The 12,259-nt window shown below is 62.9% G+C and carries 12 protein-coding genes and 1 riboswitch; of the genes, 8 read left to right on the forward strand and 4 right to left on the reverse strand.

What is annotated here, in order from left to right; translation table 11 throughout:
- Positions 1-66 precede the first annotated feature (66 nt).
- On the reverse strand, positions 67-2,079 hold the full coding sequence (locus EEQ99_RS09305) for a BTAD domain-containing putative transcriptional regulator (protein ID WP_127430273.1): 2,013 nt from the start codon (positions 2,077-2,079) through the stop codon (positions 67-69).
- A 177-nt stretch (positions 2,080-2,256) separates the two neighbouring features.
- Between EEQ99_RS09305 and EEQ99_RS09310 the strand changes: the two genes are divergently transcribed.
- The 3 genes from EEQ99_RS09310 (at position 2,257) to EEQ99_RS09320 (ending at position 3,751) form a co-directional block, all read left to right on the forward strand.
- On the forward strand, positions 2,257-2,520 hold the full coding sequence (locus tag EEQ99_RS09310; RefSeq protein WP_047610594.1) for a hypothetical protein: 264 nt from the start codon (positions 2,257-2,259) through the stop codon (positions 2,518-2,520).
- 324 nt (positions 2,521-2,844) lie between these two features.
- A complete protein-coding gene (locus EEQ99_RS09315; RefSeq protein ID WP_047611701.1) occupies positions 2,845-3,225 on the forward strand; it encodes a VOC family protein in 381 nt (126 codons plus the stop codon).
- A 43-nt stretch (positions 3,226-3,268) separates the two neighbouring features.
- Positions 3,269-3,751, forward strand: a complete 483-nt coding sequence (locus EEQ99_RS09320; RefSeq protein ID WP_063475166.1) for a cupin domain-containing protein — start codon at positions 3,269-3,271, stop codon at positions 3,749-3,751.
- 106 nt (positions 3,752-3,857) lie between these two features.
- On the opposite strand, the gene EEQ99_RS09325 is transcribed toward EEQ99_RS09320, so the two are convergent.
- From EEQ99_RS09325 to EEQ99_RS09335, 3 genes are all read right to left on the reverse strand, one after another.
- Positions 3,858-4,202, reverse strand: a complete 345-nt coding sequence (locus EEQ99_RS09325; RefSeq protein WP_127430274.1) for a response regulator — start codon at positions 4,200-4,202, stop codon at positions 3,858-3,860.
- A gap of 1 nt (position 4,203) precedes the next feature.
- Positions 4,204-5,676, reverse strand: coding sequence for a sensor histidine kinase (locus EEQ99_RS09330; protein WP_127430275.1), 1,473 nt, complete (start codon positions 5,674-5,676; stop codon positions 4,204-4,206).
- Positions 5,677-5,784: 108 nt separating this feature from the next.
- The gene (locus tag EEQ99_RS09335) at positions 5,785-6,780 is read right to left on the reverse strand and encodes an AraC family transcriptional regulator (RefSeq protein ID WP_127430363.1); all 996 of its coding nucleotides are present in this window, start codon (positions 6,778-6,780) and stop codon (positions 5,785-5,787) included.
- An 88-nt stretch (positions 6,781-6,868) separates the two neighbouring features.
- Here EEQ99_RS09335 and EEQ99_RS09340 point away from each other — a divergent pair, with 88 nt between their 5' ends.
- The 5 genes from EEQ99_RS09340 to EEQ99_RS09360 all read left to right on the forward strand — a co-directional run bounded on the left by EEQ99_RS09340 (position 6,869) and on the right by EEQ99_RS09360 (position 12,221).
- The gene (locus tag EEQ99_RS09340) at positions 6,869-7,237 is read left to right on the forward strand and encodes a DsrE family protein (RefSeq protein WP_063475164.1); all 369 of its coding nucleotides are present in this window, start codon (positions 6,869-6,871) and stop codon (positions 7,235-7,237) included.
- 182 nt (positions 7,238-7,419) lie between these two features.
- Positions 7,420-8,700: a bifunctional sulfur transferase/dioxygenase Blh gene (gene blh, locus EEQ99_RS09345; RefSeq protein WP_127430276.1), complete on the forward strand. Its 1,281-nt coding sequence runs from the start codon at positions 7,420-7,422 to the stop codon at positions 8,698-8,700.
- 274 nt (positions 8,701-8,974) lie between these two features.
- Positions 8,975-9,224: riboswitch (cobalamin riboswitch) on the forward strand.
- Positions 9,225-9,406: 182 nt separating this feature from the next.
- On the forward strand, positions 9,407-10,423 hold the full coding sequence (locus EEQ99_RS09350; protein WP_127430277.1) for an ABC transporter substrate-binding protein: 1,017 nt from the start codon (positions 9,407-9,409) through the stop codon (positions 10,421-10,423).
- Positions 10,420-11,460, forward strand: a complete 1,041-nt coding sequence (locus tag EEQ99_RS09355) for a FecCD family ABC transporter permease (protein ID WP_047610579.1) — start codon at positions 10,420-10,422, stop codon at positions 11,458-11,460. Before EEQ99_RS09350 ends, EEQ99_RS09355 begins: the two co-directional genes overlap by 4 nt.
- Positions 11,457-12,221 carry an ABC transporter ATP-binding protein gene (locus EEQ99_RS09360; protein ID WP_127430278.1) on the forward strand — a complete coding sequence of 255 codons (765 nt, stop codon included), beginning with the start codon at positions 11,457-11,459 and terminating at the stop codon, positions 12,219-12,221. The genes EEQ99_RS09355 and EEQ99_RS09360 overlap by 4 nt, the downstream gene beginning before the upstream one ends.
- The last annotated feature ends 38 nt before the right edge of the window (positions 12,222-12,259 follow it).

The raw sequence follows: 12,259 nt of genomic DNA on the forward strand, positions 1-12,259 counted from the left end.
TGGGCTTATGAGTTGGGTTCATAAATGCATCTCCGTTGGATCAGAGACGATCCTCGGAGGACGGCGCTACGCCGGCAGTCCCGCCATCCTGAGAGCCTCGATATAGCGTGCACGATCGTCGGGCCGCCGGAACGGTGGGAGCACGTCGGCGAGGTTGGAAAGCCGGAGCGCGGGATCCATCAGGCACAGGCGAGCGACCGTTTCCTGGGCTTGGCCAATCCGCCCGGCCATGGCCTGGCCCGCCGCCATCACGCGCATGGCGCTCGGGTAGTTCGGCTGGTGGCGTAGCGATTTTCCTGCCCAGGCTGTAGCGTCGTCATAGCGGCCGGCGCAAAAATGCGCGAGCCCGGTGTTGAACTGCCAGGCAAACAGGCGTGGATCCAAAGGGCTCAAGCGCATGGCAAGGGCGGCGTGTTCGACGGCCATATCAGGCTCGCCCAGGCACGCCTTCACCCAGCTGCTGACGCCGAGTGCTGCGGCGAGGTTCGGGTTGAGAAAGACCGCGCGATCGATACAGGCCGCGCTGCCGTCGAGGTCCCCGCCGACATAACCGATGACATATCCACCGTAGGAGAGCGTAACTGCATCGTCCCAGCCGAGTTCGACAGCTCTCCTCGCCAGTCGGGTGGCTTCGGCAGTTTCCTCTGCGGGATTGACCATCCAGCCGTTGCTCTTTCGTGTGGCGTAACACCGCGCCGCCCGGGCAAGGGCTATGGCGAATTCCGGGTCGCGCTCGATCGCCTTCATGAACAGCCGCAAGGCTTCGTCGACGACCGATCTGCTGGTGATGGTCCGGTCGAAGGCCGCCAGGCCGCGGAGATAGTAGTCGTAGGCGTCGAGGCTCTCGGTCGGCTTGCGTTTGGCACGCTCGATCTCAGCCTCCTCCACTTTCGGCGTTATGGCGCCGACGATGCTCGAGGCGACCTGATCCTGAAGATCGAAGACATTCGCCAGGGTTCCATCAAAACGATCGGCCCAAAGGTGCGCACCGGTCGAGGTGTCGATGAGCTGGCCTGCGATGCGCAGGCGGTCACCCGTCCGGCGCACGCTTCCTTCGACCACGTAGCGGACGTCTAACTCGCGCCCGACCTGCTTTATGTCGACCGCCTGACCTTTGTAGGTGAAGCTCGAATTCCGCGCGATGACGTAGAGGTGGCGGAATTGAGCAAGCGCGATGGTGATGTCCTCGACGATGCCGTCGGCGAAATATTCCTGCTCCGCGTCGCCGCTCAGATTCTGAAACGGCAATACGGCAACCGATGGCCGATCGTGATGTTTCGCCGGCGCTGAGATGGCCTGCGGCTGCGGTACGAGGTCGGGGCCAGGTGCGCTCCGCTGATATTCGGATCCCTGCCGCGATTGCAGCGAAGCAGCCAAGGAGGAGGTTTCTGCCTCGGGTTCTGCCTGAAGATGCTTCCTCAACAATGCCCGGCAGGCTTCGAACTGGCGCAGGGCGGCGTTTTCGTGACCCCTGAGAGTGTGTATCCGTATCAGTGCCCGATGGGCGCCCTCGATGGTCGGGTCCGCAGCCAATAGCCTTTCGGCGAGCCTTTCGCAGGCCGATTCTTCCCCGGAACCCGGCTCGGAGAATGCGAGGCTCAGTCGCTCCACGAGCTGCAGCGCCTTCCGTTGATATGTGCTCCGGTAGGGTCGAAACCACTCATCCAGCCCGTCCGGAATGGCTTCGCCTGCCAACACCTCGCCGCGATAGAGATCGGCGGCGAAGGCGAGATCGGCCGTCCGGCCCGCCTCGAGTTTACGGTCGAAGATCGAAATGTCGGTCTCTTCAGGACCTGTTATCAGCGCGATGGTCTCTTGATCCCCATCGATGTAGATGGTGGCATCCCCGCCGGCTGGAAACGATCGCCTGATATCGACGAGCGCTTGCCGGAGACTATTGCGAGCTTGATCACTGCCTCGTCCCGGCCAAAAGGCTTCGGAAAGCGGTTCCCTGCGATGACCGCGGTGGCCGGCGAGCACCAGGGCAGCAAAGAGAAGCGACGTTTTGCGCGTGGTGAAGCGGACCTGCCGGTGCTCCCGGGACGTCACTTCGAGGCCACCCAGCAACCTGATGCGCACAGACCGTCTCCCAGATTTCGACCGCCACCGCAGATTAACATCTCGGCAGACAGATTTAACACCGATTTAGCGGCGGCTTGTCGAAGTTTTCCCGCCCGTTCACGCTCAGCCGAACGGCGCGAAAACACCGGCGTGGCAGGCTCCCACTTGCAAATCTGAAAAATGGGAGACGGAAAAATGGCTCACATGGAAACGCATGCCGGCATCAGCGCGCCGAAAGGACAGTTGTTCGGGGCTAAGCCGAACGCCGTAGCAATCATCGTCGCCGCCCTGAGGACGTGGCGGCTGAGCGTCGTAAGACGGAAGGCAATGGCGGACCTGACGCCGGATCAACTGAGGGACATCGGCTATCCCCGGGATAAACTCGGCCATCCCCAGATCAATCGCCCTGTGATCGAGATCAAGGCAGGGCTGATGACGAAGTTGATGTCGATGCGCTAGTCGGAAAATTCCGCTGCGCGGATGCGTCGGCTGCAGGTCGATGGCATAAGGATCCAAAACGCAAGCGCGGATTCGATTTGCAGAAGGCGATCATTGATTCTTCCCAGGATGTAATGCAGGCCGATTTTCAACATGCACATCCCCGTCAATGATTGGCGGGGCTTTTGCTGTCCGGCGGGCAGGTGGCAGACGAGGTATGGGCGAGCCCGCGCCGTTGGGGCAAGGGCCGCTGATCTGGCATCCATCCTTCGCCAGCAGTCGTCTGTTTTTCCGCCGCGGCGATTTCGCCTATGATGGGATGATGGAACGATAGGGATGCACGGCATGATTGATCATATCACCATCGCAGTGAGTGACCTCGAGAAGAGCAAGCTGTTTTATGAACGTGCTCTCGCCCCCCTCGGCTATCGCCGTACCTTCGGGAAGGAGGGCGTGTTCTGGGCCTTCGATGTCGGCGGCAGTCTGTTCGAGATCCAGCACACCGACGACAAGCCGCCTCTGACGCGTGTGCACGTTGCCTTCCGGGTCCAAAGCAGGGCGGAGGTCGAGGCGTTTTATCGCGCCGCGCTTGAAGCCGGTGCGAGGGACAACGGCGCGCCCGGTCCGCGGCCGGAATATGAAGAGAACTATTATGCCTGCTTCGTTCTCGATCCCGACGGATACAATATCGAAGCGATGCTCAATCAGCCGGCGTCGCAAGGGTGAGGGGCAGGCTCCGCCCAAAGATTGCAATCGAGGGGAGGTGGGTATGTCAAGTTTCAGGAACGCCGTCGTCTCTTTACCCGGCAAGGAGCGCCTGGCGAGGACGCCCTTTGGCGCGAGGATCATCATTCATGCGACGGCCGCCGAGACCGGCGGCGCGTTCGGGATGTGGGAAACCTTCACACCGCCGGGTCATGGTCCGGCTCCCCACACGCATACGCGGGAGACGGAAGTCTTTCGGGTCATCCGGGGGCTCTATCGATTCCAATGCGGCGACGAAGCGTTCGACGCGCCTGTGGGAACCGTCGTCGTTCTGCCGCCACATGTCCCGCACAGCTGGCGAAACATAGGCGACGAACCCGGCCAGATGTTCGGCACGGTGACGCCAGGCGGCTGCGAGCAAATGTTCATCGATATCGAGGCTTGCAGTGCCGATACGCCTGAGAAAATCGCGGTGATCGAAGCGCGACTGGGGATCATCAACGACATTACGCTGGCGCTCGGATTGACAGGCCCGCAACCGCGCTGATCGATTATCTGGGTGTCGATCGAATCCAGTTCGGCCCTCGCCATCGCCCGCCACAACATGTCTCATTGGGGCGGCTCTTGGACTTGGGCGTCGGCCCTCTTGGGTCTCAGCTGACGGTTTCGATGACGGCGGCGAGATCGGCTGATGTGAATGGCTTGGTCAGCACCGGCCGGCCGGCAAAGGCGGGATCGATACCCGCTGGCCCATATCCGGTTGCGAAGGCGAAGGGGATACCGCGCTGCTGAAGGACCGCCGCCACCGGAAATGACTGATGCCCGGCGAGGTTTACATCGAGAACGACGAAATCGAGATTGCCATCGGCGGCAACCTCCAGCGCCGAGGGCAAACGCGCGGCGGTCGCCACGACCTCGTGACCGAGGTCCATCAGCATGTCCTCGATCATCATGGCGATGGTCATTTCATCTTCAACGACAAGTACACGCTTGGCCATGTCATTCGTTCCGGAGACGGTCTGCCGGAGCGTCGAGACGGAAGGAAAAACCCCGTTCGGCAAACGAAATCTCCACATTGCCTCCCGTCTCCGCGGCAAGGCCGCGCTGGATGAGGACCGTGCCGAACCCCTTCCGCTTCGGTTGTTCCACCGGCGGTCCGCCATGTTCGTCCCAGTCTATGCGGTAGCGTTGCGTTCCGTCGTCGATGATTTGAAGGGAGCATCTGACGCGGACGGCGCCGCCATCACTCGACCATGCGCCGTGGCGCACGGCATTTGTGCCGAGTTCATGAAAGGCCATGGTCAGCGCCAGCGCCGTCTTTGCGGAAACCCGGATATCGTCTCCGGTGAGCTCCCATCGCCCGCCATCCGGCCGATGCGGAACTGTCGCCTGGTCGAGCGTCTGTTTCAGGGACGCGCTGCTCCACAGTTCTCCCGTCAGCAGATCATTGGCACGGCCGAGCGACACCAGCCGCGCCGTGAAACTGTCCAGTGCACGCGGGATGTCGTCGGCATCCCGGAAGGTGCGGTACGCAAAAGCCTGCACCATCGCCAGATTGTTCTTAACGCGATGATTGAGCTCATGAACGACAAGTTCCAGCTGCTGCTGCTTGCGTCGCCGCTCGGTGATATCGGTCGCGGCCCCAAACCATTCGACGATGGCGCCTGCGTCGTTCAGGAGTGGAACAGCCCGTGACAACACCCACCCGGTGCTGCCGTCGGCCCGCCGGACGCGATGCTCGCATTCGAAAACACCCTTGCTTGATATCGCCTCGTCGATCACCGCCTGGATCGCCGGAATGTCCTCGGGAAACAAATAGGCCTCCTGCCAGGCGACAGTCGGATTGGCGGTGTCGGCAAGAACGTTGCGACCGTCGAGCTGCTGCATCTCCTTCCAGTCGGCGCTCATGCGATAGACGATATCGGTCGTGGCCGTAGTGAACGCCCTGAACCGCTCTTCGCTCTCGCGCAGCCGCCGCTGGGCAAGGACGCTTTTCGTCGTTTCGACGACGATCGCGATGACGCCCGCGGGTTTGCCACTTTCGTCGAGGACGGGCGAATAGTCGAGGTTCATCCAGGCAGGAGCCGGGCTGCCGTGGCGCAACAGCGTCAGTTCCTGGTTTTCGTAGGCGAGCGTTTTACCGGACAGCCCAACTTTCATGACATTGTCGTTGAAGTCGGCAATTTCGCTCCAGCCCTCGCGGATCTTGGAACCGAGAAGATCCGGATGGCGGCTGCCGGCGAAGACGGAATAGGCGTCGTTATAGATCATCACGCCGTCCTCGCCCCAGAGAAGAACGATCGGCACGGGTGAGAGCAGGAGCATGTTGGTGGCCGTCTTCAGACTTTGCGGCCAGAGATCGAGAGGACCGAGCGGCGTCTTGCTCCAGTCGCGGGTCTGGATCAGTCGGCCAATTTCCCCGCCACCGACAGGAAAGCGAGTTGTGAGTGGCTGAGGGGATTCGGAATCCAAGGCGCGCTCCCGATTTTGATGGTGCTTCTAATTAGCGCATCCTTTGATTTTTTCCACCCATGAGTGTTGCGGCTTCCTCATGCCAACCTTGTCCGAGCCGATCACACTCTAGGCCCGCGCCATCGCCCGCCACGTCGCCGGCGGGGTGGCGAAGGCGCGAGAGAAGGCGCGATTGAAGGCGGCTTCGGTGGCGTAGCCGGCGTCGTAGGCGATTGTTGCGATAGGCTGACCTGAGGTGGCGAGGGCGACACTTGCGAGGTAGAGCCGCCAGTCCCTGATATAGCGGATGGGCGAGGTCGAGAGCATCGCCTGGAAGCGGTCGGCGAGGGCGCTGCGCGACAGGCCGGAGGCTGAGGCGAGGTCCTCCAGCGACCAGTCGTGTCTGGGATCGTCGTGAATGAGGGAGAGACAGCGCGACAGCGCGGGGTCGGCAAGGGCTGCCAGCCAGCCGACCGAGCGCGGTTCGGCCATCATGATCTGATGGCGCAGGATCTCGATGAACACGATTTCAGTCAGCCGCGGCAGCATGGAAACTCCGCCGGCGCGCGGCCTGTCGACCTCCTCGATCATCTGGCGGATGGTGGCGCGCAACCAGTCGCCGTCATTGACGGCCCGTGTCCTGACATGGATCATTTTCGGCAGCGCCTGGCGCAGCGGCGCAAAGCTCAAGCCGTCCCATTGCAGATAGCCGCAGAGCAGCCGCACCCTTTGCGCCGCCTCGCCATAGCGCAGCACGGGAATCTCACGCCAGGGCTTCTGCGGCAGGTCGCGCGTCGGCAGCACCAGCATGCCGTCCCTTCCCGCGCCGAGCTGATGTCCGGTGCCGAAGGGGAAGACCAGCACGTCTCCGGCCTCCAGATCGGTCTCTTCCCCTTCCGTCTTCAGCCAGCAGCTGCCGGCCACGACGATGTGAAAAGGCATCGTGCCCGAAGCCTTGGCCGAGAGGTTTGCTAAGGCCGGCGCGGCATCCGTCTGCCAGTCGCCCGTCGGCATGAAGCAGAACTGCAGCGATCCCGACAGGCGGATCGTCGAAAGCAGCGCCGACAACACGTCGTCGCGCACGACACCCGCAACGCCTGGATTTTCGGACAAGGCTTCACGCATCCCGGCCAAATACGCGCCCCGCGCACCCTCCTATGGTGTTCTCGCTCACTCGTGGTGAGCGTTCATTTCAATTCACTGGGAGAATACTATGCAAACTCAAAGCGACAAACTGGTCGTGCTCATCACCAAGGGCATCGAATCCGAACTGTCCTCCGTCGCCTTCACCATTGCCAATGGCGGCATCACCGCCGGGCTGAAGGTCTCGGTGTTCCTCACCAGCACCGGGATCGATCTGGTGCGCAAGGGTGGCCAGCGCATGACACATGTGCCGCCGCTTGATCCGCTGTCGATGCTGATCGAGAATTTCCAGCAGCGCGGCGGCACGATCTGGGCCTGCCCGCCCTGCGTGACCTCGCGCGGTTACACGCAGGAGGACATGCTCGACGGTGTCGTCATCGTCGGCGCCAGCGCCATGCATGCCGAGATCAAGGAGGGCGCTGCGACGCTGTCGTTTTGACCGGAGGAGCCGGGCCGGGCGGAAGTATGAGGAGCCTCTCCCGCCGGTTTCGTCAGGCTTTGCGGGCCGGCGGCAAGCTCGGGGATGCGACAAGTGGTCTATTCTTGCGCTCGGCAATATACTTGTGAGATTGTGTCGATATACATGCGATAATGCCTGATGAGGGCAGCGCGGGGGCTTCGATGACATCCGTGAGGGTCAATGAGCTGATATCGGTGACGGGGCAGCCCGGCGCCGCGGACTTTGGTGCTTTCGCGGCAGACGGCTTTGCCGCCGTCATCAATGCCCGGCCGGATGGCGAGGAGCCGGGGCAACCCGGTAATGCAGCGGAGAAGGCTTCAGCCGCCGCCGCCGGGATCGCCTACAGCTTCGTGCCGGTGAAGGGGGCCGAGATTACCGAGGCCGATATCCGCGCCTTTCAGGCGGCGATAGCTGAGGCGAAGGGGCCGGTCGTCGCCCATTGCAAGAGCGGCACACGGGCGCTGACGCTTTATGCGCTGGGCGAGGCGCTGGACGGGCGGATGAAGTCCGGGGATGTCGAGGCCTTTGGTCAAGGCCTCGGCTTCGATCTTGCCGGCGCGCGGCGCTGGCTGGAGAAGCGGGCAGGGCAGGTACCTCATGTGAAGGCCTTCTTCGAGCCCCGCACCTGCAGTGTGCAATATGTCGTTTCCGACCCGGCGACGAAACGCTGCGCCATCATTGACCCGGTGCTCGATTTCGACGAGATGTCGGGGGCGACGGGCACGGCCAATGCCGACGCCATCCTCGCCCATATCGAGAGCGAAGGGCTGACGGTCGAGTGGATCCTCGACACGCATCCGCATGCCGATCATTTCTCCGCTGCGTATTACCTCAAGGGAAAGACCGGTGCGCCGACGGCGATCGGCGCCCATGTCACCGACGTGCAGGCGCTCTGGAAGGAGATCTACAATTGGCCGGCGCTCGCGACCGACGGCTCGCAATGGGACCGGCTGTGTGCCGATGGCGAGACGTTCGAGATCGGCACGCTCAAGGCCCGCGTGATGTTTTCGCCCGGGCACACCCTCGCCTCGATCACCTATGTAATCGGCGACGCCGCCTTCGTGCACGATACGGTGTTCACGCCGGATTCCGGCACCGCCCGCACGGATTTCCCGGGCGGCAGCGCCAGCGCCCTCTGGCACACGATCCAGGCGATCCTGTCGCTGCCCGAGGAGACCCGGCTGTTTTCCGGCCACGACTATCAGCCGGGTGGCCGCCACCCGCGCTGGGAAAGCACGGTTGCCGCCCAGAAGCGCGCCAATCCGCATATATCGGGCATCGACGAGGCCGGCTTTGTGGCGCTGCGCCAGGCGCGCGACCGCACGCTGCCGAAGCCGAAGCTGATGCTGCACGCGCTGCAGGTCAATATCCGCGGCGGGCGGCTGCCCGAGCCGGAGGAGAACGGCCGGCGGTATCTGAAGATTCCGCTGGATGCGTTGTGAGGGGGCGGCCCTGGCAACCGCCGCATCGTTCAAAGCGCGTTTCCTATAGCAGCCCCGGCGAAGTCATCCCCACCAATAGCAGCCGGCACCCATGTTCCCCAACTGCTTCATAGGCAAGGCAGTTTATCGTAAGGAAGCGCCTTTCGCCGCAATATCAACCGACCGCCACCGGCAGTTTGCGCACCGAACGGCGGCGCGCAGCCATGCGCGCGATATATTTATCCGCCGGTGGCGCGGCGCCCTCTGAATAATCATTGACGGCGCGCGGGCAGGCGACGTAACTGGGGGAGACGGTTTCCTGAAGATGACTCCAAGGGGATTAATAGGGAACACGGTGAGGACGACCCAGTAGGGACCGAGACCGTGGCTGCCCCCGCAACTGTAAGCGGATTGTCGATCTCGGGGTTGATCGCGGAGCGATCATGCCCTTGGCCTAAAGGCTACGCCACTGCGGATATCGCGGGAAGGCGGATGAAAGACGGATATCCGCAAGCCAGGAGACCTGCCGTCAATCGCGATCCAATCAACCGGGCGGGGATGCCCGGACAAGGAACAGACATGATTGACCTTCTGAACCTTCGCCTGATATCGGCATGCATCCGTCTCGATTGGGCCTCCCGCGGCTAGTCTACGCGTCGGCGTGACTTCAGCGTTGCGTATATGCGCGCGGCGCGGCCGTGCCTGTTTTCCCATCATCGAGGTTTTCATGCGTCAATTTCTCGCCATCATGACATTTGCCTTCGGGCTGGCCGGCCTTGCGGCACCAAGCTTGGCCGCGACCCAATATCCCCTGACCGTCAGCAATTGCGGCCAGCAGGTGACGTTCCAGAAGGCGCCCGCCAGGATAGTTTCGATCGGCCAGGGCATGACTGAAATTCTGTTCTCGCTCGGCCTTGCCGACAAGATCGCCGGAACCGCAGTCTGGGTTGGCCCCGTCCTGCCGCAATATGCCGAGGCCAACAGCAAGATCAAACGCCTCGCCGACAACGATCCGAGCTTCGAATCCGTCGTCGGGCAGGAGCCCGACCTCGTGGCGGCCGAGTTCGAATGGCATGTCGGCGCGCAGGGCTCCGTCGGCAAGCGGGAGCAGTTCAAGGATCTCGGGATCAATACCTTTCTCGCGCCGGCCGATTGCGTCGCCAAGGTCAACACCGATGGCGGCGACGGTGTGCGTGGGGAGCTGTTCACGATGGATCTGATCTACCGGGAAATCGCCGAACTCTCGGAGATCTTCGACGTCAAGGAGCGCGGCGACACGCTGATTTCCACGCTGAGGAAGCGCGAGGCGGATGCCGTGGCGTCGATATCGGGCGCAACGGGCAAGAACCTACCGGTCGTCTTCTGGTTCTCCAGCAAGGAGGTCAACGGCGACGCCTTCATCGCCGGCAAGAACAGCGCGCCTGCCTATATCCTCAAGACGATCGGCGCGAAGAACGTCGTGACAACCGAAGAGGAATGGCCGCTGGTCGGCTGGGAAACCATCGCCCAGGCGAACCCGGCGGTGATCGTGCTGGCGACGATGGATCGCCGCCGTTATGCGGCCGACGATCCCAAGGTCAAGCTCGACTTTCTCGAGAACGACCCTGTGACCAGGGAACTCGATGCCGTCAGGAACAGGCACTTCGTGATGATGGATGCGCAATCGATGAATCCAACGATCCGTACGATCGACGGCGTCGAGACATTGGCGAAGGGCATCAAGTCCTTCGGCCTGGCACAGTGAAGACAGTATCGCTCAGGCGGCAGGGATGGTGGGCGCTCGCCGCGCTCACCATTGCCGCGCTTCTCCTTCTTGGACTGATGATCAGTCTCGCCGTTTCCATCGGCGAGATTGCCATCCCGCTTGCGACGACGGCTGAGGCGGTTTCGAACCGCCTGTTCGGAACCGATTTCGAGCTCAGCCGCATCCACCAGGGCATCGTCTGGGATTATCGGCTGAGCCGCGCCCTCGTCGCGGCCAGCGCCGGCGCGTCGCTCTCGCTCTGCGGCGCCATCCTGCAGGCGCTGCTGCGCAATCCGCTGGCCGAACCCTATGTGCTCGGCATCTCCGCCGGCGCCTCGACGGGAGCGGTCTGCGTGATGATTCTCGGCTTCGGCTACGGTATTCTCGGCCTGTCGAGCGGGGCCTTCATCGGCGCAGTCATGGCCTTTTTGCTGGTCGGCTTCCTGGCGACGGGTGCGGGGGGAACCGGCGAACGCATCATACTGTGTGGCGTCGCCGGTTCGCAGCTCTTCAACGCGCTCACCTCCTACATCGTGACGACATCGGCGAATGCCGAGCAGGCGCGCGGCATCCTGTTCTGGCTTCTGGGGTCGCTCAGCGGCGTACGCTGGCCGGATGTCTACCTTTCGGTGCCGATCGCGCTTGCCGGCTTCATCGTCTGCATGGCCCATGTGCGGGCGCTCGATGCCTTCGCGTTCGGCACGGACGCCGCCGCCTCGCTCGGCATTGCCGTGCGCCGCGTCCAGATCGTGCTGTTCGCCCTGACGGCGGCGATGACGGCAAGCGTCGTCAGCATGGTGGGCTCGATCGGTTTCGTCGGCCTCGTCATACCCCATGCCGCCCGCTTCCTTGTCGGGCCGGCCCATGGGCGGCTGCTGCCGGCAACGGCGCTCGGCGGCGCCATCTACATGGTCGGCGCCGATATCCTTTCGCGCATCATCATACCGCAGCAGATCCTGCCGATCGGTGTCGTCACCGCGCTCTTCGGCGCGCCGGCCTTCGCCGTCATCCTCTATCGCGTACGAGGGAATGCATGAGCATCAACGTCGACGAGGTGAGCTTTGCCGCCGGCGACAACGTCATTGTCAACGGCGTCAGCCTGACGGTGAAAAGGGGCAAGGTGCTCGGGTTGCTCGGGCCGAACGGTTCCGGAAAGTCGAGCCTTCTCAGATTGATCTGCCGGCTGCGCAAGGTTCGCAGCGGTGTCATCAGGCTCGGCGAGGACGACATTTCCTCGCTGTCGCGCGCAGCCCTTGCGCGTCGCGTCGCCTTCGTCGAGCAGCAGTCGACGACCGATACGCAGTTGACCGTGCGCGATGTGGTGCGGCTTGGCCGCACCCCGCATCGCGGGCTGTTGTCGTCCTGGGGCGCCGAAGACGACGCTGCCGTCGACCAGGCGCTGTCGCGGACGGGCATGCGGGAGAGGGCAGGCCAGCTCTGGCAGACACTGTCGGGCGGCGAGCGCCAGCGCGTCCATATTGCGAGATCGCTGGCGCAGGCGCCGAGCGAACTGCTGCTCGACGAGCCGACCAACCATCTCGATATCCAGCACCAACTCGACATTCTCTCGCTGATCTCGAAGCTCGGTATCACCTGTATCGTCGCGCTGCACGATCTCAACCTGGCGGCAATGTTCTGCGACAGCCTGGCGGTACTTCAAAAGGGCAAGGTCATCGCCTCGGGCGCGCCGGAGGATGTGCTGACGGAGGAGATGATCGGCCGGGTCTTCGGCGTTCGCGCCCATGTCCAGAAATCGGCCGTGCATGGCCGGCATCATATCCAATACGTCATGGATTAAGGAACGGCGGGGAATTTCGATCTCAAGGAGGGGTATGA

The sequence above is a fragment of the Rhizobium anhuiense genome, assembly GCF_003985145.1.
Taxonomy (GTDB): Bacteria; Pseudomonadota; Alphaproteobacteria; order Rhizobiales; family Rhizobiaceae; genus Rhizobium; species Rhizobium anhuiense.